This is a genomic window from Embleya australiensis (assembly GCF_051903075.1).
Taxonomy (GTDB): domain Bacteria; phylum Actinomycetota; class Actinomycetes; order Streptomycetales; family Streptomycetaceae; genus Embleya.
Genome location: NZ_CP182422.1, coordinates 4,425,032 through 4,451,212 on the forward strand (window position 1 = coordinate 4,425,032; position 26,181 = coordinate 4,451,212).

At 71.0% G+C, this 26,181-nt stretch carries 23 protein-coding genes and 2 pseudogenes; 16 read left to right on the forward strand and 9 right to left on the reverse strand.

The window, feature by feature from the left end:
- The first annotated feature begins 70 nt into the window (after nt 1–70).
- Nucleotides 71–1,084, forward strand: coding sequence for an adenosine deaminase (gene add / locus ACMXN5_RS19175; protein ID WP_439676289.1), 1,014 nt, complete (start codon nt 71–73; stop codon nt 1,082–1,084).
- Between the two features lie 65 nt (nt 1,085–1,149).
- Here the strand turns inward: add and ACMXN5_RS19180 are convergent, their stop codons facing one another.
- Together ACMXN5_RS19180 and ACMXN5_RS19185 are read right to left on the reverse strand one after the other, a co-directional pair.
- Nucleotides 1,150–2,322 (reverse strand): hypothetical protein, encoded by a 1,173-nt coding sequence (locus ACMXN5_RS19180; protein ID WP_439676290.1) that lies wholly within the window; start codon nt 2,320–2,322, stop codon nt 1,150–1,152.
- On the reverse strand, nt 2,319–2,843 hold the full coding sequence (locus ACMXN5_RS19185; RefSeq protein WP_439676291.1) for a SigE family RNA polymerase sigma factor: 525 nt from the start codon (nt 2,841–2,843) through the stop codon (nt 2,319–2,321). Before ACMXN5_RS19185 ends, ACMXN5_RS19180 begins: the two co-directional genes overlap by 4 nt.
- 149 nt (nt 2,844–2,992) lie before the next feature.
- Here ACMXN5_RS19185 and ACMXN5_RS19190 point away from each other — a divergent pair, with 149 nt between their 5' ends.
- From ACMXN5_RS19190 to ACMXN5_RS19200, 3 genes are all read left to right on the forward strand, one after another.
- Nucleotides 2,993–3,316 (forward strand): PadR family transcriptional regulator, encoded by a 324-nt coding sequence (locus tag ACMXN5_RS19190; protein WP_078975830.1) that lies wholly within the window; start codon nt 2,993–2,995, stop codon nt 3,314–3,316.
- Complete coding sequence (locus ACMXN5_RS19195) at nt 3,313–4,686, forward strand: HAAS signaling domain-containing protein (RefSeq protein WP_439676292.1); 1,374 nt, start codon at nt 3,313–3,315, stop codon at nt 4,684–4,686. Before ACMXN5_RS19190 ends, ACMXN5_RS19195 begins: the two co-directional genes overlap by 4 nt.
- Nucleotides 4,687–4,954: 268 nt before the next feature.
- Entirely contained in the window at nt 4,955–7,183 is a 2,229-nt protein-coding gene (locus tag ACMXN5_RS19200) for a BTAD domain-containing putative transcriptional regulator (RefSeq protein WP_439676293.1), read from the forward strand.
- A gap of 21 nt (nt 7,184–7,204) precedes the next feature.
- Here the strand turns inward: ACMXN5_RS19200 and ACMXN5_RS19205 are convergent.
- Nucleotides 7,205–8,358 (reverse strand): annotated as a pseudogene (locus ACMXN5_RS19205) (acetyl-CoA C-acetyltransferase).
- A gap of 92 nt (nt 8,359–8,450) precedes the next feature.
- On the opposite strand from ACMXN5_RS19205, the gene ACMXN5_RS19210 reads away from it, so the two are divergent.
- Together ACMXN5_RS19210 and ACMXN5_RS19215 are read left to right on the forward strand one after the other, a co-directional pair.
- On the forward strand, nt 8,451–9,047 hold the full coding sequence (locus ACMXN5_RS19210; protein WP_439676294.1) for a winged helix-turn-helix transcriptional regulator: 597 nt from the start codon (nt 8,451–8,453) through the stop codon (nt 9,045–9,047).
- Between the two features lie 59 nt (nt 9,048–9,106).
- Nucleotides 9,107–9,937 (forward strand): MerR family transcriptional regulator, encoded by an 831-nt coding sequence (locus tag ACMXN5_RS19215; RefSeq protein WP_439676295.1) that lies wholly within the window; start codon nt 9,107–9,109, stop codon nt 9,935–9,937.
- A gap of 34 nt (nt 9,938–9,971) precedes the next feature.
- Here the strand turns inward: ACMXN5_RS19215 and erm are convergent, their stop codons facing one another.
- The 3 genes from erm to ACMXN5_RS19230 all read right to left on the reverse strand — a co-directional run bounded on the left by erm (nt 9,972) and on the right by ACMXN5_RS19230 (nt 12,050).
- Nucleotides 9,972–10,808, reverse strand: coding sequence for a 23S ribosomal RNA methyltransferase Erm (erm, locus tag ACMXN5_RS19220; RefSeq protein WP_439676296.1), 837 nt, complete (start codon nt 10,806–10,808; stop codon nt 9,972–9,974).
- A 226-nt stretch (nt 10,809–11,034) separates the two neighbouring features.
- Nucleotides 11,035–11,217, reverse strand: a complete 183-nt coding sequence (locus ACMXN5_RS19225; protein ID WP_439676297.1) for a DUF397 domain-containing protein — start codon at nt 11,215–11,217, stop codon at nt 11,035–11,037.
- Entirely contained in the window at nt 11,214–12,050 is an 837-nt protein-coding gene (locus tag ACMXN5_RS19230) for a helix-turn-helix domain-containing protein (RefSeq protein WP_395787169.1), read from the reverse strand. The genes ACMXN5_RS19225 and ACMXN5_RS19230 overlap by 4 nt, the downstream gene beginning before the upstream one ends.
- Before the next feature lie 215 nt (nt 12,051–12,265).
- Here ACMXN5_RS19230 and ACMXN5_RS19235 point away from each other — a divergent pair, with 215 nt between their 5' ends.
- On the forward strand, nt 12,266–12,715 hold the full coding sequence (locus ACMXN5_RS19235) for an ATP-binding protein (RefSeq protein ID WP_439676298.1): 450 nt from the start codon (nt 12,266–12,268) through the stop codon (nt 12,713–12,715).
- Between the two features lie 101 nt (nt 12,716–12,816).
- Here ACMXN5_RS19235 and ACMXN5_RS19240 read toward each other — a convergent pair whose 3' ends face one another.
- Entirely contained in the window at nt 12,817–13,875 is a 1,059-nt protein-coding gene (locus tag ACMXN5_RS19240) for an aldo/keto reductase (protein ID WP_439676299.1), read from the reverse strand.
- Between the two features lie 124 nt (nt 13,876–13,999).
- Between ACMXN5_RS19240 and ACMXN5_RS19245 the strand changes: the two genes are divergently transcribed.
- The gene (locus ACMXN5_RS19245; RefSeq protein WP_439676300.1) at nt 14,000–14,836 is read left to right on the forward strand and encodes a helix-turn-helix transcriptional regulator; all 837 of its coding nucleotides are present in this window, start codon (nt 14,000–14,002) and stop codon (nt 14,834–14,836) included.
- Nucleotides 14,837–14,864: 28 nt separating this feature from the next.
- Here ACMXN5_RS19245 and ACMXN5_RS19250 read toward each other — a convergent pair whose 3' ends face one another.
- Nucleotides 14,865–15,203, reverse strand: coding sequence for a hypothetical protein (locus tag ACMXN5_RS19250; protein ID WP_439676301.1), 339 nt, complete (start codon nt 15,201–15,203; stop codon nt 14,865–14,867).
- A 250-nt stretch (nt 15,204–15,453) separates the two neighbouring features.
- Here ACMXN5_RS19250 and ACMXN5_RS19255 point away from each other — a divergent pair, with 250 nt between their 5' ends.
- Entirely contained in the window at nt 15,454–16,182 is a 729-nt protein-coding gene (locus ACMXN5_RS19255) for a hypothetical protein (protein ID WP_439676302.1), read from the forward strand.
- 356 nt (nt 16,183–16,538) lie between these two features.
- On the opposite strand, the gene ACMXN5_RS19260 is transcribed toward ACMXN5_RS19255, so the two are convergent.
- Nucleotides 16,539–17,510 (reverse strand): SDR family NAD(P)-dependent oxidoreductase, encoded by a 972-nt coding sequence (locus ACMXN5_RS19260; protein WP_439676303.1) that lies wholly within the window; start codon nt 17,508–17,510, stop codon nt 16,539–16,541.
- 58 nt (nt 17,511–17,568) lie between these two features.
- Between ACMXN5_RS19260 and ACMXN5_RS19265 the strand changes: the two genes are divergently transcribed.
- The 7 genes and pseudogenes from ACMXN5_RS19265 to nuoF all read left to right on the forward strand — a co-directional run bounded on the left by ACMXN5_RS19265 (nt 17,569) and on the right by nuoF (nt 26,181).
- The gene (locus ACMXN5_RS19265; protein ID WP_439676304.1) at nt 17,569–17,988 is read left to right on the forward strand and encodes a MerR family transcriptional regulator; all 420 of its coding nucleotides are present in this window, start codon (nt 17,569–17,571) and stop codon (nt 17,986–17,988) included.
- Between the two features lie 2,759 nt (nt 17,989–20,747).
- Entirely contained in the window at nt 20,748–21,107 is a 360-nt protein-coding gene (locus tag ACMXN5_RS19270) for an NADH-quinone oxidoreductase subunit A (protein WP_439676305.1), read from the forward strand.
- A gap of 86 nt (nt 21,108–21,193) precedes the next feature.
- Nucleotides 21,194–21,730, forward strand: a pseudogene (locus tag ACMXN5_RS19275) (NuoB/complex I 20 kDa subunit family protein); the annotation flags it as partial.
- Between the two features lie 155 nt (nt 21,731–21,885).
- The gene (locus ACMXN5_RS19280) at nt 21,886–22,635 is read left to right on the forward strand and encodes an NADH-quinone oxidoreductase subunit C (protein ID WP_439676306.1); all 750 of its coding nucleotides are present in this window, start codon (nt 21,886–21,888) and stop codon (nt 22,633–22,635) included.
- Nucleotides 22,635–23,972 carry an NADH-quinone oxidoreductase subunit D gene (locus ACMXN5_RS19285; protein ID WP_380005571.1) on the forward strand — a complete coding sequence of 446 codons (1,338 nt, stop codon included), beginning with the start codon at nt 22,635–22,637 and terminating at the stop codon, nt 23,970–23,972. The genes ACMXN5_RS19280 and ACMXN5_RS19285 overlap by 1 nt, the downstream gene beginning before the upstream one ends.
- Complete coding sequence (gene nuoE, locus ACMXN5_RS19290; protein ID WP_439676307.1) at nt 23,969–24,847, forward strand: NADH-quinone oxidoreductase subunit NuoE; 879 nt, start codon at nt 23,969–23,971, stop codon at nt 24,845–24,847. Before ACMXN5_RS19285 ends, nuoE begins: the two co-directional genes overlap by 4 nt.
- On the forward strand, nt 24,844–26,181 hold the full coding sequence (nuoF, locus tag ACMXN5_RS19295) for an NADH-quinone oxidoreductase subunit NuoF (protein ID WP_395787185.1): 1,338 nt from the start codon (nt 24,844–24,846) through the stop codon (nt 26,179–26,181). Before nuoE ends, nuoF begins: the two co-directional genes overlap by 4 nt.

Here is a 26,181-nt window from a genome sequence, read left to right on the forward strand (position 1 = left end):
GCGCGGCCCGGCCCGGGGCATACGGTTGGCGTTGTCGGGCGAGTGGGTGTTCGAGGCGGAGGGTCGGTTCATGCGTGACATGCGGGACTTCATCGGCGGGCTGCCGAAGTGCGAGTTGCATCTGCACATCGAGGGGACGTTGGAGCCCGAGTTGAAGTTCGCGCTCGCCGAGCGCAACGGGATCGAGTTGCCGTACGCCTCGGTCGAGGAGATGCGGGCGACGTACCGGTTCGACAGCCTCGCCTCCTTCCTGACCGTCTACTACGACGGCATGCGGGTCCTGCTGCACGAGCCGGACTTCTACGACCTGGCGATGGCCTACCTGCGCAAGGCCGCCTCGCAGAACGTGCGTTACGTGGAGATGTTCTTCGACCCCCAGGCGCACACCGGCCGGGGAGTGCCGTTCGACGTGGTGGTGCGCGGGCTCACCAGGGCGATCGGGGACGCGCGGCGCGAACTGGGCATTCGGGCCCAGCTGATCATGTGCTTCCTGCGCGACTTCCAGGCCGAGTACGCGATGGCCACGCTCGTGCAGTCGCTGGCGTACCGCGAGTGGATCGTGGGGATCGGGCTGGACTCGGACGAGCGCGGCAACCCGCCGGCAAAGTTCGCCGCCGTCTACGCGCGGGCACGGGCCGAGGGCTACCGGTTGACGATGCACTGCGACGTCGATCAGGAGAACAGCGTCGAGCACATCCGGCAGGCGATCGAGGACATCGGCGTAGACCGCATCGACCACGGGTCGAACGCGCTGGAAGACCCGAAGCTGGTCGCCGCGATCAAGGAGCGCGGCCTCGGACTGACGGTGTGTCCGGTGTCGAACTCCTTCGTGGTGGACGGGATCAAGGGTGCGGAGATCCGGCGGATGCTGGACGAGGGCATCCTGGTCACGATCAACTCCGACGACCCGGCCTACATGGACGCGTACGTACAGGAGAACCTGGAGCGCACCCAGGCGGACCTCGGCCTGACCGAGGCGGAAGTGGCCCGGTTCGAATACAACGCGTTCGCCATCGCGTGGTTGCCGGAGGACGTCAAGGACGCGTACATCGCCGAGCTGGACGCGTGGGTGGCGGCGGGCTGAGTCGGGAAACGGGCCGAACTCCCGTGGTGGTCACGGGAGTTCGGATTACCAGTGGATGCGGGTGATCAGGACAGCGGAGGGGTCCAGGTCTCCGGGGCCGCGCAGTTGCCGAAGGTCATCGACGCAAGGATGCGGTGCAGGGTGTCCCTGGGAACCAGGTTGTTGTCGGTGGTCGTGATCTGGACTTCGCAGCCGTTCACCTTGGTGACCAGGATCGCGCCTTGCTCCGGTGGCAGCAGGCCGCCGCCGGGGGAGGTGAAGTACCAGGTGTCGTGTCCCGCGATCACCGTCGGCGGGCCGGTTCGGGCGACGATGTCCGTGCGCCCGCTGTCCGACGCCGAGACCTGGATGCGCAGGGCGCCGTACTCCGTCATGCCTCGCAGCTCGCTCCGCTTCAACACGGGATGGGCCGCGGCGCCGAAGACCAGTACGGAGTTGGACTCGGCCCGGATGCGCGTGTTCGAGCCGCCGAAGTCGAGCCGGAGCGTGTCGGGGACGAAGCCGAGCCGGTAGGGGGTGCGGGCGCCGGTCGGCCGGAGTCGGACCGCCTCGGCCAGTCGCAGCAGGTCCGTCCGCTGGTCGGTGCCGGAGACCACGACCCAGGACCCGGACGAGTCGCGCCACGCGACGACCGGCGCCCGCCTGTCCTGCCACGTGCCGGGGCCGGGCTTTCCGTCGGCGTCGAAGCGCACCGGTTTGGGAGCCCAGGAGTTTTGCGGACCCTCGTGATAGGCGGCCGGATCGATCAGGTAGTTCTCGGCATAGCGGGCTGGGTGCCCTTGCACGGTGATCGCCTCGCCGGCCTCGATCGCCGTCATGTCGACGTCGGCCGGCGCGTAGACGCCGACGTTGCCGCCCCAGCCGGTGCTGGATTGGTCGTCCGAGCGCACGCTCGCCAGCGAGGTGGTCCCCGAGAAGCCCTGCTCCAGGGGGAAGAACCCTTCCGTGCGGTCGACGTCCACGACCACGGCCGGGGGACTGGTCACGGAGACGCCGGCAGCCTTGCTCGCGGCGGGACCCGCCGCCCGACGTACCCCGTCGTCACCGAGGTGATCGAGGACCCGGGGGGTTACGGCGCCGAGCGCGACCACGGCGGCGACGCCGAGGCCGGCGACGGCGAGGCGCCGTCGGCGCACACGTCGGGCCCCCGCGTACGCGGCTTCGATCAAGCCCTCGTCGTCGGGTGCCAGGTGTTCGTGGCGGGCGAGTGCCGCCTCCAGTTCGCGGATGTCGGTCATGCCGGTTCTCCCTGGGGAATCGGGGGGATTCGGGTCGGTGTCACGGTCATCTCCACGCGCAGCGTCGCCAGCGCGCGGGACGCGTAGCCCCGGACGGTGCCGGGCCGGCAGTTCAGGGTCTCGGCGATCTCGTCGTCGGTGAGCCCCTCGTAGTAGCGCAGGACCAGCACGGCACGTTGTCGGCGGGGCAGTTCGCTCAGCCGGCGCCACAGCTCCTCACCCGACCCGATGCCGGCGGCGGGGTCCGGCACGCTGGGCGCCGCCGGACCGTCCAGCGCGTCGTGGGTCAGCGCCACCATGCGTATCGCCTTGCGGCGGCGGAAGGACAGGAACTCATTGGTGACGATGGTGCGGACGTAGGCGTCGGGTCGATCGAGCGCGCCGACGCGTTTCCAGCGCACGAGTGCCTTGATCAGGGCCTCCTGGACGAGGTCCCGGGCCAACTCCCGGTCCCCGCACAACAACGCGGCATAGCGCAGCAGGGCCGGCAGCCGCGCCGCCGCGAAGTCCTCGAACCGCATCGTGCACGTCTCCTCGATCGGGTCCCACCCAAGGTCTCTGCCTCTACAAACGCGACGTCGAGCCGATCTGTTGTGCGGCGGGCACGATCGGACCCGTTCACTACTGTGCATTGCGTGGTACCGTGCAACGCACAAGAGCTGGAGGCGTCATGGATCCGAGTCAGTTGCTCAAGGGAGTGCTGGACCTCGCGGTGCTCGCCGTGCTGCGCGAGGAGGACGGCTACGGCTACGACGTGCTGCGCCGGCTGCGCAAGGCCGGTCTCGACGACGTCGGCGACGCGTCGGTCTACGGCACGCTGCGGCGGCTGTACAACGCCGGACTCCTCACGTCCTACGTGGTGGCGAGCGACGAAGGCCCGAACCGCAAGTACTACGCCCTGAACGAGCCCGGCCGGCAGCGGTTCCGGGAGTCCACCGACACGTGGAACTCGTTCGCCCGGACGATGTCGGAACTGGTGGGGGAGACCCGATGAAGGACACCGCACTGCACCCCGTCGCCGCTGACTACCGCGTCGAGGTGGCCCGCATTCTGGCCGATCTGCCCGCCGTCGAGGCGGAGGAGATCCTGGACGACGTCGAGGTCAATCTGAGCGAGGTGGTCGCCGAACTCGACGGCGCGGTGACCTCCGACGCGCTCCGCGCCCGGCTCGGCACCCCGCACGAGTACGCCGCCGAACTGCGCGCGGCGGCCGGGTATCCGCCGCTGACGCCGACCGGCGGGGGCGGCCGGTTGCGCGACGTCGGCAAGGTCGAACTCCTGGTACTGGGACTTCTGTTGGCGCTCGGATCGGCGTTCGTGACGGGTATCGCACTGGGCTCGCACCGGGACGCGCAGGAGCGCTGGTGGATCTTTCCGTGCGTGCTCGCACTGGCTGTGGAGGCGGTGAACGCGCTGTGGCTGCGCGGGCGCGAGCGCGGCCTGCCGGAGGTCGCCGCACTGTCGGTCACCCGCCGCGCGAGGGCCCTCGGGGAGTCCTTGCGCACCGGGCGCTTCGCCGAGCCGGTGCGGTTCCTGGCCGGTCTGCGGTCCGCCTGGTGGGTGGTACGGGCGCTGGTCGTGTCCCTGCTCGCCTGGGTGATCGCGGGTGGGGTGTGGTGGCCGGTGGCGGTCGGACTCCTGGCCCTGGCCGGGTCGTTGTGGCTGGGATCGCGCTCGGGTGACGATCGCCGACTGGTCTGGCTGGCGGTGCCGCTCAACGCGATGGTGGTCGGGCTCGGGATCGGCATGGTGAGCGGGGGACAGTTCGAGCCGGGCGAGACCGTGCGGATCGAGCCCATGGGGTCGAACTACCCCACGTACTACAGCAGTTCGGACGGCCACCCGCTGGACGGCAGCACCCTGATGGGCACGTTGGACGGTAGGCCGCTGCAGAACATCTACCCGTTCGACGCACAGGGACGGCCGCTCAAGGACGTCCTGCTGTTCGACCAGAACGGCAAGCAACTCGGTTTGTACAGCGGGCTCTCGAACTACGCCTGCATGCCCGACGGCCGGCCGGTGGTGCCGAACCGGGAGAGCCTGCCCTTCCCGCAGCCCCGGGTCGAGCCGAACCGGGGCGCGGCGGGGTGCCGGATCGTGGAGGGCACGGCCCCGTTCACGATCGCGATCCCGGTCCGGCCGGGGCAGGTGCCGCCGGCGAGTACGCCGCCGTCGGCGGGGGTGCCGGGCAACCCGCCCGCGACCGTGCCGGGTACGCCGCCGGGTGGCGGGTCGGGCACCGCGCCGGGTGCGGCTCCCGGTACCACGCAGCAGCCCCCGGCCGCGTCCCCGGACGCACCCTCGACACGCCCCGAGGGTGAGGCGCAGGCGCCGGGCAACCCGCCCGGAGCGTCGGGGAGTTGAGGGCCCGGGGTCGGTCGAAGCCCGTTCGTCGGACACCGGGCGGTCCCGGTCTCCGACGAACGGCGAGCGTGCGACGGGGTGTCGGGGTCGGGGCGACACGCGCCCGGCATGCCGTCGACATGCCGCTGACATGCCGCCGACATGAGCCCGGCAAGCGTGTTCACCGGCCGTCGAGTCGGTGTTGACCCGGGCATGGGACAACAGCCGGATGACTTCAGCCCCGGCCGCCGCTCGCCTGCTCGTGACGCATCAGTAAGGTCTCGTATCCATGCTGACGTTTCGTGTTCTGGGAGCGCTCGAAGCGTGGGACGGTGACCGGCGGGCCGACCTGCGCGGCCCTCGCCATCGGGCCGTTCTCGCTCGGCTCGTCCTGGCGCGCGGGCACGTCGTACCGGTCGACCGGCTGATCGAGGACCTGTGGCACGGCGAGTCGCCGCACCGCGCGCTCGGGTCCGTGCAGACCTTCGTGTCGCACCTGCGCCGTGCGCTCGAACCCGACCGCGCGCCGCGCACCCCGTCGACGGTGCTGGTCACGGCGCCGCCGGGGTACGCGTTCCGGGTCGGTACGGACGAGGTCGACGCGTGGCGGTTCGAGGCCCTGGTGCACCGGGCCGGCAGCCTCCTCGCGGCGGGGGCGGCAGAGGACGCGCTACGCGAGTTGACCGCGGCGCTCGACCTGTGGCGCGGGCCCGCGTACGCGCAGTTCGCCGACGAGCCGTGGGCCCGGCCCGAGGCGGCCCGGCTGGAGGAGTTGCGCCTGGTCGCGGTGGAGCGTCGGGCCGAGGCCGGTCTCGCCATCGGGCAGGCGTCCGGGATCGTGCCCGGCCTGGAGGCACACGCGGCGGCGCACCCGCTGCGGGAGGAGAGTTGGCGGTTGTTGGCGCTGGCGCTGTACCGGTGTGCCCGTCAGGGCGACGCGCTCGCGGTGTTGCGTCGGGTACGGGCGGCGCTGCGCGAGGAGTTGGGGGTCGAGCCCGGGTCGCGGCTGCAACGCCTGGAGGCGGACATCCTGGCCCACTCCGCCGAGTTGGACGCGCCGGCGGCGGTGCCGTCAGCCGCCGCGCCGGGGGCGCTCGCCGTGTCCGAGGCGCCCGCCGCGCATCGGGAAGTCGCGGAGCCGGTACGGGTTTTCGACGAGTCGGGGGAGGACGGGTTCGTGGCGCGCACGACCACGCTGATCGGTAGGGCCGAGGAGACGGCCGACCTGCTGAACGCGGCGAAGCGCGCCGACGGGCGGCTCGCGGTGGCGTTGGTCAGCGGTGATCCGGGCGAGGGCAAGACCGCGTTGACCGAGCATGTCCGGGAGTTGCTGGCCGCCGAGGGATGGCGGGCGGCGTGGGGACGCTGTCCCGAATCGGGCGGCGCGCCCGCCGGATGGCCGTGGACCCAGATGTTGCGCACCCTGGCCGCGGTGAGCCCGCCGGACGAGGACACCGCGCGGGTGTTGGCGCCGCTGCTCGCCGACTCGTACAGCCCGGTGGGCGATCAGGCCGCGGCCAAGCTGATGTTGCATCAGGCGGTGGTGCGCTATCTGGCCCGGGCCACCGCGGAGACGCCGTGGCTGCTGGTCCTGGACGACGTGCACCGCGCCGACGAGGAGACGCTGGCGCTGCTGTGCCACCTGGCCACCGACCGGGACGCGACCGGTCGCGTGCTGCTCGTGGTCACCTATCGGCACAACGAGGTGGGCGACCTGCTCGCCGACGCGCTGGCCCGGCTGGCGCGCTGCGGTCCGGAACGTGTCGAACTCACCGGCCTGGCCCCGGAGGCGGTGGGCGACCTGGTCCGCGGCGCGGTCTCGGCGGCGATCGACGAGGACACCGTACGGGCCATCGTGGACCGCACCGCGGGCAACCCGTTCTACGTCCTGGAGACGGCCCGGGTGCTGGCCGCGGAGGGCGCGCACGCGGCGGTGTCCGAGGTGCCGGTCGGGGTGCGGGACGTGATCCGCCGGCATGTCGCCGGATTGCCCAAGGCCGCGCAGGAGGTGCTCAAGCAGGCGTGTGTGCTCGGCCGGGACATCGACGTCGACATCCTGCTCGCGCAGAGCGGCACGGACGAGGACACGGTGCTCGACGCGGTCGAGTCGGCGCTGCTGACCGGACTGCTCGTGGAGCCCGACGCGGGCCAACTGAGGTTCACCCACGCGCTGGTACGGGACACCCTGTACGAGGACCTGTCCCAGCTGCGCCGGGCCCGGATGCACGCACGCACGGCCGAGGCGATCGAGGCGGTACGGCCCCGGGACGTCTCCGCGCTGGCGCACCACTACCTGGCCTCGGCCTCGCGCGCGACGGCGGCGAAGGCCGCCCACTACGCCCGCCTCGCCGCCCTGGACGCGGAGATCCACTTCGCCTACCGGGAAGCCGCCGAGTTGTGGCGCGGCGCGCTGGCGGCCTTCGACCGCTCCGGCGCCGCCGACGAGGCCGCCCGTGCCGAGCTGGAGGCCGGCGTGACCCGCTCCCTCGCCCAGTCCGGCGACCACGGCCACGACTGACCGGAGGGAGCGGGCGGCGGCTCAGGTCAGCCGTTCGATGATGGTCACGTTGGCCATGCCGCCGCCCTCGCACATGGTCTGGAGGCCGTAGCGGCCGTCGATCCGCTCCAGTTCGTTGAGCAGCGTGGCCAGGAGCTTGGTGCCGCTCGCGCCGAGTGGATGGCCCAGCGCGATGGCGCCGCCGTTGACGTTGACCCGCTCCGGGTCCGCGCCGGTGGCCCGCTGCCAGGCGAGTACGACCGATGCGAACGCCTCGTTGATCTCGACCCGGTCGATGTCGTCCAGGGTCAGCCCGGTCCGCTCCAGGGCACGAGCGGTGGCCGGGATCGGGCCGGTGAGCATCAGCACCGGGTCGTCGCCGAGCACGGTGAGGTGGTGGATCCGGGCCCGGGGGCGCAACCCGTGTACCCGCAGGGCACGTTCGGAGACCACCAGGGCTGCCGAGGCGCCGTCGGAGACCTGACTGGCCAACGCGGCGGTGATCCGGCCGCCGGGGCGCAGCGTCGGCAGTGAGCGGATCTTGGCCGGGTCCGGCTCGCGCGGGCCCTCGTCGCGGGTGACCTCGCCATAGGGGACGATCTCGTTGGTGAAGCGGCCCTCGCGCTGGGCCCGCAGCGCGCGTTCGTGCGAGGTGACGGCGAACGCCTCCATGTCATCGCGGGTCAGGCCCCAGCGCTCGGCGATCAGTTCGGCCGCGCGGAACTGGCTGATCTCCTGGTCGCCATAGCGCTCGTGCCAGCCCCGCGCGCCCTCGTACGGGGTCGCGAAGCCGTACTCGCGGCCGGCCCGCAGCGAGGCGGACAGCGGGACGGCGCTCATGTTCTGCACGCCGCCGGCGATCACCACGTCGGCGGTGCCGCTGAGCACGGCCTGGGCGGCGAAGTGCACCGCCTGCTGCGAGGAGCCGCACTGGCGGTCGATGGTGGTGCCCGGGACGCTCGTCGGCAGGCCCGCGGAGAGCCCGAGGTGCGGGCGATGTTGCCGGCCTGCGGGCCGATCACGTCGAGACAGCCGAAGATCACGTCGTCGACGGCGGCCGGGTCGACGCCGGTGCCGTCGACGAGGCTGCGCAGGATGTGCGCACCCAGGTCGGCGGGATGCGCCTTGGCCAGGCCCCCGCCGCGCTTGCCCACGGGAGTTCGGATGGCATCGACGAGGTACGCCTCGTTACTCATGGCAGCCGCCTTTCGACCGTGTGGGTTGGAAAATCCAACTCGCTTCTTGGTCAACGTAGCGTCCGTGAGTTGGGGATGGCAACCTTGTGGGCGTGGTCGTCAACGCCGATTCCTCCGGCTCCTCCGATTCTTTGAACGCCTCGAACGCCTCGAACGCCTCGAACGCCTCCTCCGCCGACTCCGGTCGGGTGTCCGAGGGGGCGGCGGCGGGTGCTCCCGCGCCGTCCCGCGCCGCCCGGGCGCCGGTCGGCCGGCCCTGCTCGGTCGCTTCGACGCTCGGCGTGGTCGGCGAGAAGTGGGCGCTGTTGGCCATCCGCGAAATGGGCTTCGGCAACCACCGCTTCGACGCGATCGCGCGCAACACGGGGGCACCCCGGGACATCCTGACCACTCGGCTGCGCGCCCTGGAGGCGGCCGGGGTCCTGGAGCGGCGGCGCTACCAGGACCGGCCGCCGCGCTTCGAGTACCACCTGACCGCCCGGGGCCGCGACCTCGCGCCGGTGCTGCAGACCCTCGCGGCCTGGGGCGACCGGTGGCTGACCGACGAGCCGCCGGTGGACTTCCGGCACGGGGACCACGCGCTCGACCCCGCGCTGATGTGTCGCGGGTGCGGCGAGGAGGTGGCGCCGGGCAGCCTGCACATCCACGTGCAGGCGCCGGGATGGGACGTGGCGGGGCCGGTGGAGTGAGGGCGTGCTCGCGGCGGCTTGACCCTGACACCGTGTGAGGCCGTGCACTGGGAGGCGTCATGTTCACCATCGGAGACTTCGCCCGGCACGGCAACGTGTCCGTCCGCATGTTGCGGCACTACGACGCCATCGGCCTGCTGCACCCCGACCGGGTCGACCCGGTCAGCGGCTACCGCTTCTATCGCGCCGAGCAACTCGCCCGACTCAACCGGGTGATCGCGCTGAAGGACCTCGGCTTCACCCTCCAGCAGGTCCGGAGCATCCTGGACGAGCAGGTGAGCGCCGGTGAGCTGCGCGGCATGTTGCGGCTGCGCCGGGCCGAGCTCGCCGCGGCGGTGGCGGCGGACGGCCGGCGGTTGGCCCAGGTCGAGGCGAGGCTCCGCACCATCGAGGCGGAGGGCCGGATGGCCGACGACGACATCGTGCTCAAGCGCATCCCCGGCGTCCGGGTGGCCGTACTGACCGCGACCACCCCGGTCGACGCCGACGGGCCGCGCGACATCGGGCCGATCATCGGTCCGCTGTACGACGAACTGTGCCGCCGGATGGCCGCCGCCGGGGTGGCGCCGACCGGGCCGGGCATCGCCTACTACGAGGTCTCGCCCGACCGGGACGACACGATCGTCATCAACGCCGGCATCACGGTCGCGGCCGACCCGCGCCCCGAACACGACTTCGCGATCGTGGACCTGCCGCCGATCGAGCAGGCCGCCACCTTCGTGCATCGGGGCTCGATGGACGACGTGATGACCGGCGTACAGGCCCTGGCCCACTGGATCGACGCCAACGGCCATCGCTCGCTCGGCTACCCGCGCGAGGTCAACCTGGAGTGCCCACCGGACCCGAGGCAGTGGGTGACCGAACTCCAGGAACCGGTCGCGCGGGCCTGAGCGCGGGCAGCCGCTCACGTCACCGCCGCCTACGTCACCGCCGGGACCGATACCGCCCGGACCCCGGTCGGCCGGCGCGGATACCGCCGTCGTTCGCGTGTCCTTCCCGCTCGACCGCCCGCCACAGCGAGGCCCACTGACCCGCCGTCACATCCTTGGGCAGCGCGAGGGGGGAGATCCGGGCGCCGACGAGCCAGTCGCGCAGCTCGGCACCGGGCAACCGGCCCGTGCGATCCAGGATTTCGCGCAGCCCGCGCCCCGGGCCGGTGAACACGTGGCGGACGAACTCCTGGTACGGCTCCCGCGCCCCGACGACCAGCGGCGTACTCCGGCGCGTCATCGACAACAGCCCGCCGTCCACCGACGGCATCGGCCGAAACGCCCGAGCCGGGACGCGCGCGTGCACCTCGAAGTCGAACCACGGCCACCAGGCCGCCGTGAGCATCGAGGCCCCGCCCACACCCGCCCGGCGCCGGGCCACCTCCCACTGCACCAGCAGCACCGCGGATTGCCAGTGTCCGGTGTCGAGCAGCCGCCGCAACACCGAAGTCGTCAGGTGGAAGGGCAGGTTGCCCGCCACGGTGAAGGGCCGATCGGGAAACCGGTACCGCAACACGTCGCCCGCCACGATCCGGACGTGCCCGGGCACACGGCGGGCCAGCCGCCGAGCGCGCCGCGGATCGAGTTCGACCGCGGTGAGCGGCCGACCGGTGCGGCTCAGCGGGAGGGTGAGGGCACCGTCACCGGGCCCGATCTCCACGACCGGCCCGGACGTACGCCCGACCAGGTCCGTGAAGAGGTCGATCACCGCGGGATCGACGAGGAAGTTCTGACCGAGCTCATGGCGTCCACCATGAGTGGGGTAGGGCACGAGAAGGCTCCGCAAGGCAGTTCGGAGCCGGGCAGCCCGAAACGGCCGCACCGGCAGGGACCCGAAGTGCGGCGGAACCGGAAGAGAGGAAGCCTCGGCCCGCCGCTAGTGGCGGCGAGTCCTCGTGAATGCGGCGGCGAACATGCCTACCACCCTAGCCGGAGTCGATCGGCCGGCTCATCCCGATTTCGGCGCGGTCGATCGCCGGCGGCGGCGGTGCGCCGGGTCACCCGTGTCGCAGCGCGGCCAGGAACTCGGGCCAGGCGTGGTGGGGCAGGCGCAGGTGGGCCTGTGTCGGGCGCTTGCTGTCGCGGATCGTGAGGTGGGCGGTGCGCGGGGCCACTTCCACGCAGTCGCCCTGGTGTCCCGAGTGGGTGGACTTACGCCAGGCTTCCGGGGTGTTGTTCACAGGGATCGCATCCTTGCCGAGATGAGGGTTCTGGACTCGTCGGTGGAGAGGGCGTTGGCGAACAGGTAGTCGAGGTGGCGGCGATAGCGGCGCAGGTCGCGATCCTCCTCCTTGACCAGCATGCCGCCGTGGTATTCGACGAACAGCACGCTGGGCGCGTGCGGGCCGGAGAAATCGAACATGGTCAGGCCGCCGTTGTAGGCGTTCGCGGTGGAACTCGTCGGTATCACGTGGATGTCGATGTTGGGCAATTCACCGAGTTCGAGGAGATGGGCGAGTTGGCGGGTGAGTACGCCGCGACCGCCGATCTCGCATTGCAGGGCGCCGTCGGCGAGCACGGAGCGGAACCTGGCCGGATTCTGCCCGGTGAGCACACGCTGGCGCCGCATCCGGATCTCCACGAGCGCGTCGGCGCGTTCGGGGTCGGGGATCATCGGGCCGGAGCCGATCACGGCCGCCGCGTAGTCGCGGGTCTGGAGCAGGCCGAGGATCATCCCGGCGTTGGCGGCGCGGATCTCCGTGGCCTGCGACTCCAGCGCGATCAGTTCCTCGTAGGCGGCGTCGAGTACGTCCGAGTAGGCGACCCACCAGCGCGGCCCGCGCGTCTCGATCAGGAGCGCTTCGAGGCGTTCGACGTCGGTCGCGCACACCCCGTATATGCCGCAGAGGCGATGCAGATCGTGCCGGGACACCGCGACCTTCGCGGTCTCGATGCGGCTGATCTTGGATTGATCCCAGCCGCAGGAATCGGCCACTTCCTCGCCGGACAGACCCGACGCCGTGCGGAGCAGCCGCAGTTCCATACCCAATCGGCGTCTTGCGTGGCTGCGCATCTGGGTCCTCCCGGGGTGGCTTCGTCCGGGATTGTGCTCCGGGTCTGAATGGAACGCGACCGGATTTGGTCGGCGTCACCCGAAAGAGTTATTTATGTCGAAGTACTTGGTTGCATTTATGCGGCACGGCGATGCTCGGTGTGGGCCGCTTTCTTCTTTCTTCCCGGTGAGTACGGGTGTCCCAGCGGCGGCCAACATCGGATTGGGGAGAAGACATGCCTGCCACCCGGATTCACGCGCCGGCCGATCGGGCCGGTCATCACATGTTGGCCCCCGTCGCCGAACTCCGCTGTGTCGGTACGGCCGAACTGGTGCGACACGTGCGCAACTTCGTCCACGAGTGCGCGATCGGGGCGGGCGCCTCGGCCGACACGGCGCAGACCACGAAGCTGCTGGCGAGCGAACTGGTGTCCAACGCGGTCCGGCACACGCCGGATGGCACCGTGGTCCGGGTCGAACTGCTGCACGACGTGCCCTGCGGGCAGTTGGTGGTCGGCGTCGAGGACGGCGGGGCGGCCATCCCGGCGGCCCCGCGCCGACGCCGCCCGTCCTGGGATGCGGAGTCGGGGCGGGGCATCCCGCTGATGACGAGCCTGGCCAACGAATGCGGCGTGACGCCGCTTCCCGACGGCAAGCGGGTGTGGTTCGCGTTGGCGATGAGTTGACGGGGTCGGTCCGCCGGGTGGGCCCGGCCCCGGCCGGGATCACCCCGGGAGCACCCCGAGGACGGCGTCCGAGCCCGTGCCGCCCTCGGGGTCGCCGGGTGTCAGTGGCGGGTTTCGATCCGCACGTCGCCGGTGGTCACGGTGCGGATGTGATCGCCGGCGAGCAGGTCGTGCGGGTAGCCGAGTGCGATCGCGCTCACCTCGTCGAGGCGGGCCAGGTGGGCGGCGGTGAGGTCGACCTCCAGGGCGCCCAGGTTGTTCTCCAGTTGGGCGGCCGTACGGGCGCCGATGATCGGGGCGGTCACGTGCGGGTGGTGCAGGGCCCAGGCCAGGGCGACCTGGACGGGTGCGCGGTCCAGCTCCTTGGCGACCTCCTTCACGACGTCGGCGATGGCGAGGCCGCGTTCGGTGAGCGTGCCCAGGGCGAGGTTCCGGCGGGTGCCGTCGCCGGGCGCGGCCTGCGTCGCGGTCAGGTCGTCGCGGCTGTACTTGCCGGAGAGCACGCCGCCGGCCAGCGGTGAAAACGGGACCACCCCCAACCCCATCTCGCGTGCCATGGGTATCAGGTCACGTTCGCCCGCGCGCTCGATCAGGTTGAATTCGATCTGCAGCGCGACCAGCGGCGACCAGCCGCGCAGGTCGGCGATCGCCTGCATGTGCGACACCTGCCAGGCCGGGGCGTTGGAGATGCCCACGTAGAGGACCTTGCCCTGGCGGACCAGATCGTCCAGGCCGCGCAGGATCTCGTCGACCGGTGTACGGACATCCCACACGTGCAGGTAGAGCAGATCGATGTAGTCGGTGTTCAGCTGTCGCAGACTCGTTTCCACCGACGCGAACAGGTTCTTTCGGTGTGCGCCGCCGGCATTCGGGTCGCCGGGGCGACGCAGCGTGGAGTACTTCGTCGCCAGAACCAGGCTCTCCCGCCTGTCGCGCATGAACTCGCCCAGCAGGCGATGGGAACTGCCGTCGGTGTAGGTGTCGGCGGTGTCGATGAAGTTGCCGCCGCGCTCGACGTAGGTGTCGAACAGCCGGCGCGCCTCGTCCCGCTCGGATCCCCAGCCCCACTCGGTACCGAAGGTCGCCGCGCCCAGTGCCAGGGGTGAGACCCGCAGCCCGGAGCGGCCCATCAGCCGGTAGGTGTCGAGGGTGAGTGCCATCGTGTACTCCCTGTTCTTCCGCGCGTGACCCGTTGCCGGGTACCAGCCTGTGACCGCCGCGAACAGGGGGTAAGGGAGAGAACATCCTGGGAACGCCGATCCCACCCTGACTGTTGGCACGGACATGACGACGACCACCCACACCGTGGACACGACACAGGAGTTGGCCGCGTTCCTGCGCGCCAGGCGGGAACGGCTGGACCCGCACGACCTCGGCCTGCCGGCGCGTCGGCAGCCCCGACGGACTCCCGGGCTGCGCCGCGAGGAGGTCGCCGAGCTGGCCGGGGTCAGCGTGGACTACGTCGTACGGCTGGAACAGGGTCGCGGGATGCGGCCCTCGGCCGACGTGGTGGAGGCACTGGCCAGGGCACTGCGGCTGGCCCCGGTGGAGCGGGCCTACCTCTTCGACCTGGCCCGCCGACGCCCCGACACGGCCGACGAGCCGGCGACGGGCGCCGCGCCGTTGTTGGCCGGGTTGGTGGCCGATCTGTCGCCGCTGCCGGCCATGCTGATGAACCACCGCTACGACGTTCTGGCCTGGAATCGGGAGTCGACCAGGCTGCTGATCGATTTCGCCGCCCTCCCGCCGGCGCGGCGCAACGCGATGTGGTTGTGCCTGATGCATCCGGTGGTACGGGAGTTGTACGTCGATCGGGACCGCGTGGTGCGCGAGGGCGTCGCCCACCTGCGCGCGGCGTGGGCCGCACATCCGGAGGATCGCGCGTTGACCGCCCTCATCGCGGAATTGCACGCGGGGGACGCGGAGTTCGCGCGCTTGTGGGCCGAACGGGACATCGGGATCAACGGCCGCGGGCACAAGGTGCTGCGCCACCCGGAGGCCGGCACGCTCACGATGCACTTCGAGGTACTGGCGCCGCTGCAGGACCCGAGTCAGCGCCTGCTGGTCTTCCGAGCCGCGGACGACGAGAGCAGGACGGCGCTGGCCCGGCTGTGCGCGTGAGCCTCGGGCGGCGGCGGCGCTGTCGTCGTCAGGACGTGAGCGCGACGGCCTGGAGCACGAACGCGCCGCCGAGGAAGAGGAGGCCGACGGGCCACCGGAAGCGGGTGGGCAGGCTCGCGGTCAGGAACATGCCGACCAGCGCCACGACACCGCTGAGCTTGGCCCACAGCACGAGGCGGTCATCGCGCGCGGTCGGATCGGCGGCGCAGGACTGGGCGCACGTGTCGCTGTCGACGGCATTGGTCAGGAGCGCGGCGACGTCGACCAGGGCCATGACGACCATCGCACAGACGACGCCGATGACGTAGAGGGTGACGGCGCTACGGCCGGACGTACGGGGAGCGTTCGCGTCTGTCGTTTCGTGCATGGTGACGACGCTAGGGAGACACACGGCGCACGGGCATGGGCGCAGATACTCAGCTTGTACTCAAGGTCGGATCCGGCCAGTGGCGACGTGCGGCACCGGGTCGCCAACCCGCCCCGAGTAAAACCGTTGGCACCGAGAGCCTCAGGACGACAAGACTGCGCTGGTGAACGCCCAGCCGCCGTTGCCCGGCCCGCGCCCTCGGCCAGTACCGGACCTGCGTGCCCGCAACGTCGTTCTCGACTATGCGGGCATGGACGTTTTGGTGGCCGACCTGGTTCTGCCCGGCGACGCGTCCATGTACGTCATGAGCGTGATGGAAACGTCCCGCGAGCTCATCCGACACTCCCACTACCGCTACGAGTTCGGCACCGTGGCCGTCACGCATTCCCTGTTCGCCCTGGAGCACGTCCTTGCCGAGCGCCTAGCCGTCCACGAACCGGTCCAGGACCTCATCGAGCGGGCCGCCGATGCAGGGCTCATTCCGGCCGAACTCGCTGCCGAACTCGACCGCAGCCGACTGCTCCGCGACAAGCTCACGCGGGGCACTGTGACAAGTGCCGCCCTCGACCCGGCCAGGGCCATCACCATGGTGCGTGCCGTCTTCGATGCCGTTTCCCTGCTCCTTCGCCCACCTTCCGCAGCAGACGCGGCATCCGTCGACACGAACGGAGCGCAGCCCGAAGACCGACTCGTCCGGCTGTGGGAGGAACACCGGTGCGCCCCGTACCCGGACAGCTTCCGAGGCATTGACGTCGAGGGCGTGGAGCTTGTCCTCCTGGACGCCGACGTCGCCGGCCTCGTCCAGACAGAGCTGAACGGTGGGCTCGACGACAGTGGCATCGCCTCCCTCTGGGCTTGCATCGCCGGCCTGGACAAGGTCGTGCCCCTGATCAACTCGGAGTACTGCGCCTCCTACTTTGCGAGGCTTCGGACGATGGCCAAGCTCGCAGCAGCCCGCCATATCCCCACCGCGACCTGACACGTTCGCGGAAGCGTCACACTTCCGGGAGGACTTCTTCGCGCGTCCGACCGCGCGGTGTGACGAACTGTTCGAGGTCACGGGCCCGTTGCTGTGTGCGCACGGGCCGGTGACGGCGCCGGTGGACCCGACCCTGTCCGACCCTGTTGGCCGAGCACCGCCGCGCTCTACGACGCTCTCAACCGTGGCCGCCTCGACGTCGGGCGATTACGGCGGACGCTCGCCGCACTGCGTCGGCCCCAAAGCCGCCGACGACCTGGTCGACACCCCGATCGCCCGCTGAGCCCCGGACGCCGCCGGCGAGCGAAGCCCCCGCCACCCGGGGCGGACCGCGCTCGCCGGCGGCGTGGGCGACGTCATCGGGTGATGGGCGGGGCGCCGGTCGCGGCGATGGAGAGGTCCCAGAGGCGCGCGGCCTCGTCGGGGTCGACGGCGTACGCGCGCACGCCGCCGTCGTCCATGGGCTCGTCGGGGGCGGAGACGCGGGCGATGTCGCAGTCTTCGAGGTAGAGCCCGCCCCGTCCGTCGAGCAGCGCGGATGTCGCGGCCCACACTCCGGTGGCGGCGCCCTGGGAAGCGGTCTTGAAGTCGGCCCCGATCACATTGCCGTGCGCATCCACCCAGCCGCGGTCGATCTGCTCCTGCAACGCCATCTCGCGTTGCAGACCGGTGATGATCTTGCCCGGATGCAGCGCGAACGCTCGGACGCCGTCGTCGCGCCCGAGCGCGTCGAGGTGCACAGCGAACAGCGCGTTGGCGGTCTTGGACTGACCGTAGGCCAACCACTTGTCGTAGCCGGTGCGGAAGTGCGGGTCGTGTCGGCGGATGCCGGTCAGGGTGTGTCCGGCGGAACTGTTGACGACGACACGAGCGCCGTCGGCGGCGACCAGGAGGGGATACAGCTCGCACGCGAGGGCGAAGTGCCCGAGGTGGTTGGCCGCGAACTGGCCTTCCCAGCCGGGCCCGACGCGTCGCTCCGGGGTGGCCATGACCCCGGCGGTGGCCATCAGCAGGTCGAGCCGATCGACGGATTCGCGGATATGCGCGGCGGCCGACCGCACGCTGTCCAGGTCGGTCAGGTCCATGGCGACGACCTCGCAACCCGGTACCCCCTGAAGCGCGGCCCGGGCCACCTCGGGACGACGGGCCGGAACGATGACCCTGGCCCGCGCCGCCGCCAGCGTCCGGGCGGTCTCCAGGCCGAGGCCGGAGTAGCCCCCGGTCACCACGGCGGTCATGCCGGACAGGTCGAGGCCGGCCACGATGTCCGAGGCGTGGGTGGCGGCGGAGAAGGGTGAGCCGAGGGGTTGCTGAGCGGTGATCGTCATGTCGCCGACGCTACGATCTAGAGCGAGGTCTAGATCAAGTCCGAGAGCGAGCGAGGACATGACCACCGAGCCGACCGCAGAGTCGTTCAGCATCGGAGAGGTGGCCGAACGCACCGGCCTGAGCGTGCACGCCCTGCGCTTCTACGAGCGCGAGGGCCTGTTGGTCGGCCCGGTCCTGCGCACGCCGGGCGGCAGGCGGCGCTACACCTCGTTCGACGTCGACTGGCTCCTGATCTGCGTCAAGCTCCGCGAATCCGGCATGCCACTGGCCGAACTCGAACGCTTCGCCGAACTGGTCCGCCAAGGCCCGGGCAACGAGGCGGAACGCCTACACCTGCTCGACACCCACCGCCGGCGCGTGGACGCCCAGATCCGCGCGCTGGAGGAATGCCGCTCCGTCATCACCTGGAAGGTCGGCATCTACGCCGACCATTTGGCGAGGGGCGAAGCGGGCGGGCTTTGGGACCCGAGGGCCTGAGGGTGGGGGTTGATGGCTGGGTCGGGTGCGGTAGCGGTGGCGGGCGAACGGGGCGGCCGGCCGGTTCCGAGCCGGGGGTGGGGCTGAGGCCGGGGCTGGGGTCGTCGGAGGCTGGGCGTTTCACCATGGCGATGGGCGTGGGCGACGACGACCGCCTCGGGCTGCCCGAGGCCGCGTCGGGCCGGCCGGGCTGGGCTGCGTTGGGCTGCGCCCCCGCGCCTCTGGTCGGCCGGGGCCCGTTCGGCTCGGCCCGCTCGGCCCGGTTTCGGCCGCAGCGCCCATAGGCGGCACGTCGCACCCGGCCGATGCGCCTGCCCCCATCTTCGATAGCCGACACGGCAGTTGGCACACCACCGGGGAAGATCAGCGGCGGAGCCGGGGCGGTCGGGTCGAGTCGACTTCCCAGTGGGCTTCCCGAGTGGGTCGGGTGTCTTCGGTCGGCGTCGCGCTGGTGGTTGCGGAAGGCTCGTCCGGGGCCGGTCAGAGTCGCCGGGTTGGCCGCCGCCGGCGTGCGGGGCTTCAAGACCTGGGCTTTCCGACGAGGCGAGCGTGTTGCTCGGCGAAAACCGGCCGGCAGCGAGGGAGCGGGAGGGTGGTCGGGTCGAGTCTGCCGAGGGGCCTTCCCGAATGGGTCGCGTGTCTTCGGCGAGCGTCGCACTTCGGCTGCGGGGTGCCGGTCCGGGGCTGGTCGGAGTCGCCAGGTTGGCCGCCGCCGGCGTGCGGGGCTCCGAGACCTGGGCTTCCGACGAGACGGGTGCTTTGCTCGGCGAAAACCGGCCGGCAGCGGGGAGTGGGAGGGCGCTCGGGTCGGATCCGCTGGGGGCCTTCCGGAGTGGGGGCGTCTTCGGCGAGCGCCGCGCCTTTGGCTGCGGGGTGCCGGTCCGGGGCTGGTCAGAGTCGCCGGGTCGGCCGCCGCAGCGTGCGGGGCTCCAAGACCCGAAGCCCCGACGAGACGGGTGCTTTGCTCGGCGAAAACCGGCTGGCAGCGAGGGAGCGGGAGGGCGCTCGGGTCGAGTCTGCCGAGGGGTCTTCCGAGTGGGTCGGGCGCTTGCGGCGGGCGTTGCGCCTTTGGCTGCGGAGGGCCGGTGCGGGGCTGGTCAGAGTCGCCGGGGTCGGCCGCCGCCAGCGTGCGGGGCTCCAAGACCCTAAGCGCCCGGCGAGGCGAGCGTGTTGCTCGGCGAAAACCGGCCAGCAGCGGCGGAGCGGGAGGGTGGTCGGGGCGGGTTTTCCGGGGAGCCTTCCTGGGTGGGTCGGGGCGGGTCGCGGGCGTTTGGAGAGGAGCTGGGGTTCGGAACCGGATCGCGGTGGGTGGTTCTGGGCTTCGAGCTGCGGTGACCTGCGGTTTTGCGTGGCTGGGCGGCACACTCGGGCGTCGAGTGCCGGTTTCGTGCCTTGCGACACCCTCAACGCCGGAGTGGAGACCGGAACTGCCCAGTGGAAGCCGACTTCGCCTGCTGCGACCTCACAGAGGCCGTCGAGGAGACCGAAAGTGCCCAACGGAGGCCAAAACCGGATCCCGAGCCACCCGAAACAGTTCCCAACAGCGCTGACCTGCGGTTTTCCTTCACGCAAAGGCTGCGGCACCCCACGGGATCCGGTTTCGTGAACCAACACCACCCGCACACGCCCACCACACACCCAAATCACCCGACCCACCCAGGAAGGCTCCCCGGGGACCCGACCCGACCACCCTCCCGCTCCGCCGCTGCCGCCCGGTTTTTACGGAGCAAAGCACCCGTCTCGTCGGAAGCCCAGTTCTTGGAGCCCCGCATGCTGGCGGCGGCCGACCCGGCGACTCTGACCAGCCCCGGACCGGCCGGCCCGCAGCCAAAGGCGCGAAGCTCGCCGAAGACGCGCCCCCCACTCCGGAAGGCCCCTCGGCAGACTCGACCCGAGCGCCCTCCCGCTCCCCGCTGCCGGCCGGTTTTCGCCGAGCAAAGCACCCGTCTCGTCGGAAGCCCAGGTCTTGGAGCCCCGCACGCTGGCGGCGGCCGACCATCCGACTCTGACCGGCCCCGGACCGGCCCTTCGCAACCACACGCGCGACTCTCGGCGGAAGCGCCCGACCCAATCGGGAAGGCCCCCGGCAGACTCGACCCGAGCGCCCTCCCGCTCCCTGCTGCCGGCCGGTTTTCGCCGGGCAACGCGTCCGTCTCGTCGGGAGCCCCGAGCTTCGAAGCCCCGCACGCCGGCGGCGGCCCACCATCCGACTCTGACCCGCCCCGCACCGGCCGCCCGCGATCACAAGCGCAACACCCGCCGAAACCACCCCACCCACCCGGAAAGGTCCCTCGGGACCCCCGCCCCCCGCCCCGTCAAGGCCCCCGCCCCCACCGCAGCCGGACTGTGTCCGTCGGTTCACGAACTCGCCACGGCGGCGTTCGGCGCCGTCCCCGCGGCCCATCCCGTGGTTGCGCTGGGTGACCATGGGCAGCCAACCGGGTGGATCGATTATCACAACCGATCATCATCAGCCAAATTTGATGAGCTTGTGAACGGGTGGTATAGGCGATTCCCATGATCAACATCGTCCGTGAGTGGCGAACCGTTTAGGCTCCCCTATTTCTCACCCTGTGTGATTTTTGCCTGCACGCAACCGTTTCTGATCGATCATCAGGTGGTGAAGATCACACCATGATCATTCTCTACCCGTGTCGCAGATCACATCGGAAGGGGCCTAGGATGGGCGCCGTTCCGGCAGCTTGTGAACCCGGTCACATGCGTGGCTTCGGGGGACTGAGAAGGGAGATGGGAGCGCGGTGAACCTGTACGCGCCGATCCTCGTGCTCGGGGGCATTGCCCTGGCCTTCGGACTGGTCTCCCTCGTGATGGGGGCGCTCACCGGGCCCAAGCGCTACAACCGGGCCAAGCTCGAGGCCTACGAATGTGGCATCGAGCCGACCCCGCAGCCGGTCGGCGGCGGGCGATTCCCGGTCAAGTACTACCTGACGGCGATGCTCTTCATCGTCTTCGACATCGAGATCGTCTTCCTCTACCCGTGGGCCGTCTACTTCGACTCGCTGGGGATGTTCGGTCTCGTCGAGATGGTCATGTTCGTGGCCGCGGTCTTCGTCGCCTACGCCTACCTCTGGCGGCGCGGCGGCCTGGAGTGGGACTGAGCGACGACATGGCACGTACACACACCGAGGGCCCGATCAGCCAAGCCCAGGCTTCCCCCAACGACTGACGGAGAGAGGGCATCCGCGTGGGTATCGAGGAGAAGCTGCCCAGCGGCTTCCTGTTGAGCACCGTGGAAGGGCTGGCCGGCTACTTCCGCAAGGGATCGTTCTGGCCGGCCACGTTCGGACTCGCGTGCTGCGCGATCGAGATGATGGCGACCGGCGCAGGCCGCTACGACCTGGCCCGCTTCGGCATGGAGGTCTTCCGGGCCTCGCCGCGCCAGGCCGACCTGATGATCGTCGCCGGGCGGGTCAGTCAGAAGATGGCGCCGGTCCTGCGGCAGATCTACGACCAGATGCCCAACCCCAAGTGGGTGTTGTCGATGGGCGTTTGCGCCTCGTCGGGCGGCATGTTCAACAATTACGCGATCGTCCAGGGCGTCGACCACGTGGTGCCGGTGGACATCTACCTCCCCGGCTGTCCGCCCCGGCCCGAGATGCTGATGGACGCGATCATCAAGCTCCGCGAGGAGATCCAGGCGATGCCGCTGGGCGTCAACCGCGAGAAGGCCGCCCGCGCCGCCGAACAGGCCGCCCTGAAGGCGCTGCCCACCATCGAGATGCTCCCCGCGAGCGCCCGCCGCGGCGCCCACGAACTCGACCCCGGCATCCCGGTCGGCCACGCCCCTGCGAGCCACGCGCAAAGCGGCCACAACCACACCGGCCACAACCACACCGGCCACACCCCCGCGAACCACACCCAGGACGGGGCCGCCCGATGAGCACCCCCGAGGAGAAGGCCCAGCTCCCCACCCCCCGCGACACCCACGGCGAGCCCATCGGCGAGACCGTCGAGGTCCGGCACGGCATGTTCGGCGCCGCCGGCTCCGGCGACACCTCCGGCTACGGCAAGCTCGTCCGTACCGTCGCCTTCCCCGGCCCCGCCGCCCGCCCCTACGGCGGCCCGCGCGGCACCGCGGACGGCGAGGGCGAGTTCGACCTCGTCGCCGACGAGCTCTCCGGCGCCCTCGCGGAGGCCGGCATCGAGTTCGACCAGGCGATCGAGAAGGTCGTGGTCGACCGCGGCGAGATCACCTTCCACGTGCGCCGCGAGTCGCTGCCCCGGGTCGCGCTGACCCTGCGCAACGACCCGGCGCTGCGCTTCGAGCTGTGCACCGGCGTGTCCGGCACCCACTACCCCCAGGAGGCCGGCCGCGAGCTGCACGCGGTCTACCACCTGCGCTCGATCACCCACAATCGGGCGCTGCGGCTCGAGGTCTCGGCCCCCGACGCGGACCCGCACGTACCGTCCCTGGTGAGCGTGTATCCCGCGCTCGACTGGCACGAGCGCGAGACCTACGACTTCTTCGGCCTGATCTTCGACGGCCACCCCGCGCTCACGCGCATCCTCATGCCGGACGACTGGCCCGGCCACCCGCAGCGGAAGGACTACCCGCTCGGCGGCGTGCCCGTCGAGTACAAGGGCGCCCAGATCCCGCCGCCCGACCAGCGGAGGTCGTACAACTGATGTCCGATCAGACAACGACACCCCCATCCGCCGCGTACGCGCGGGAGACCACCGAGGGCCGGGTCTACACGGTCACCGGCTCCGACTGGGACGAAGTGGTCCAGGCCGCGGCGGATGCCGAAGAGCGCATCGTCGTCAACATGGGCCCGCAACACCCGTCCACGCACGGCGTGTTGCGGCTGATCCTGGAGATCGACGGGGAAAGCGTCACCGAGGCCCGCTGCGGGATCGGCTACCTGCACACCGGCATCGAGAAGAACCTGGAGTTCCGCACCTGGACCCAGGGCGTCACCTTCGTGACGCGCATGGACTACCTGATGCCGCTGCACAACGAGACGGCCTACTGCCTCGCGGTGGAGAAGCTGCTCGGCATCACCGACCAGGTGCCCGAACGCGCGCAGGTGATCCGGGTCCTGCTGATGGAGCTCAACCGCATCTCCTCGCACATGGTCTGCCTGGCCACCGGCGGCATGGAGATCGGCGCGCTCACCGTGATGACCTTCGGGTTCCGCGACCGCGAACTGATCCTCGACGTCTTCGAGATGATCACCGGGCTCCGGATGAACCACGCCTACATCCGCCCCGGCGGCCTGGCCCAGGACCTGCCGCCCGGCGCCGTGGACAAGATCCGCGAACTGGTCAACATCCTCCCCGGCCGGATCCACGAGTACGAACTGCTGCTCAACGACAACGCCATCTTCAAGGGCCGCACCCAGGGCATCGGCTACCTCGACCTGGCCGGCTGCATGGCCCTCGGGCTGACCGGCCCGGTGCTGCGCTCCACCGGCCTGCCGCACGACCTGCGCAAGACGCAGCCGTACTGCGGCTACGAGAACTACGAGTTCGACGTCGCCACCGCCGACTCCTGCGACTCCTGGGGGCGGTACCTGATCCGCATCGAGGAGATGAAGCAGTCGCTGCGGATCGTCGAGCAGTGCCTGGACCGGCTGGCCCCGGGACCCGTCATGGTGGCCGACAAGAAGATCGCCTGGCCTGCGCAGCTGGCCCTGGGCACCGACGGGTTGGGCAACTCGCCGGCGCACATCAAGAACATCATGGGCACCTCGATGGAATCCCTCATCCACCACTTCAAGCTGGTGACCGAGGGCTTCCGAGTGCCGCCCGGCCAGGTCTACAGCGCGATCGAATCACCCCGGGGCGAACTGGGGGTCCACGCGGTCAGCGACGGCGGCACCCGCCCCTACCGCGTGCACTTCCGCGACCCCTCCTTCAACAACCTGCAGGCCATGGCCGCGATGTGCGAGGGCGGCCAGGTGGCGGACGTGATCGTGGCAGTGGCGGGGATCGACCCCGTCATGGGAGGTGTCGACCGATGAGTACGGATCTGGGCATGCCGATGCCCCCGGCCAAGCCGGCTCCGCCGTACCCGCCCGAGGTGCGCGCGCGCCTGGAGGTGGACGCGAAGGAGGTGATCGGCCGCTACCCGCAGTCGCGTTCGGCGCTGCTGCCGCTGCTGCACCTGGTGCAGGCCGAAGAGGGCTACGTCACCGGCACCGGCATCGAGTTCTGCGCCGACATCCTCGGCCTGACCACCGCCGAGGTCTCCGCCGTCGCCACCTTCTACACGATGTACCGGCGGCGCCAGGGCGGCGACTTCCATGTCGGCGTGTGTACCAACACGCTGTGCGCGGTGATGGGCGGCGACGAGATCTTCGCGAGCCTGAAGGACCACCTCGGCATCGGCAACAAGGAGACCACCGCCGACGGCGTGGTCACCCTGGAGCACATCGAGTGCAACGCGGCCTGCGACTACGCGCCCGTGGTGATGGTCAACTGGGAGTTCTTCGACGACGCGACCCCGCAGTCGGCCAGGGAACTCGTCGACGACCTGCGCGCCGGCAAGGACGCGCTGCCCACCCGCGGCGCCCGACTGTGCACCTTCCGCGACACCTCGCGGATCCTGGCCGGCTTCCCCGACGAGCGCCCCGGCGCGGTGGACGAGGGCGGCGCCGGCGGCGCGGCCAGCCTGGTCGGCCTGCGGATCGCCAACGGCACGCACACCGACGACGCGCCCCGATCCACGACCGCGACCGTGCCCGGCTCCCGCAGTGCGACCCAGGGTGGCGCGAACGAGGCACCGCCCGCCCCGAGTTCGCACGACGCCCCGGCGCGCACCGCCGAGTCCGACCCGGCCCACCCCGCGCCTCCCGCCGGGAACGCGCCCGACCAGGACGGGGACCAGGCGCCGTGACCGAACCCTCCCTTCTCACCCCCGTGCTCTCCGCCAACTGGGACGAGCACCGGCCGTGGACGCTGGACACCTACCGGCGCGGCGGCGGCTACGACGGCCTGCGCAAGGCGCTGGCCATGCACCCCGACGAGGTGATCCAGACCGTCAAGGACTCCGGTCTGCGCGGTCGCGGCGGCGCGGGCTTCCCCACCGGCATGAAGTGGGGCTTCATCCCGCAAAACGACGGCAAGCCGCACTACCTCGTGGTCAACGCGGACGAATCCGAGCCGGGAACCTGCAAGGACATCCCGCTCATGTACGCCAACCCGCACGTGCTGATCGAGGGCGTGATCATCGCGTCCTACGCGATCCGCTCCGGGCACGCCTTCATCTACGTCCGCGGCGAGGTCGTCCCGGTGCTTCGCCGGCTGCACGCGGCGGTCCGCGAGGCGTACGCGGCCGGCTACCTCGGCAAGAACGTGCTCGGCTCGGGCTTCGACCTCGAACTCACCGTGCACGCGGGCGCCGGCGCGTACATCTGCGGCGAGGAGACCGCTCTGCTCGACTCGCTCGAGGGCCGCCGGGGCCAACCCCGACTGCGCCCCCCGTTCCCCGCCGTGGCCGGCCTGTACGCGTCGCCCACCTGCGTGAACAACGTCGAGTCGATCGCCTCGGTGCCGCCGATCCTGAACAAGGGCGTCGAGTGGTTCCGCTCGATGGGCTCGGAGAAGTCGCCCGGGTTCACCCTGTACTCGCTGTCCGGACACGTCACCCGGCCCGGCCAGTACGAGGCCCCCCTCGGTGTGACGCTGCGCCAACTCCTCGACCTGGCGGGCGGGGTACGCGCCGGGCACCGGATCAAGTTCTGGACGCCCGGCGGCTCGTCCACGCCGATGTTCACCGACGAGCACCTGGACGTGCCGCTCGACTACGAGGGCGTCGGCGCGGCCGGCTCCATGCTCGGCACCAAGGCGCTGCAGATCTTCGACGAGACCGTGTGCGTGGTGCGCGCGGTGCTGCGCTGGACCGAGTTCTACGAGCACGAGTCCTGCGGCAAGTGCACCCCGTGCCGCGAAGGCACCTACTGGCTCACCCAGTTGCTCACCCGCCTGGAGCACGGCGAGGGCACCGAGGAGGACCTGGAGACGTTGCTCGACGTCGCCGACAACATCCTCGGCAAGTCCTTCTGCGCCCTCGGCGACGGCGCGGCGAGCCCGATCCAGTCCTCGCTCAAGTACTTCCGCGACGAATACCTCGCGCACTTCGAGCACGGCGGCTGTCCGTTCGACACCGCGGCATCCACCGCGTGGGCGACGACGGCCCCCGCTTCCACCGGGGCAGGAGCGCACAGCTGA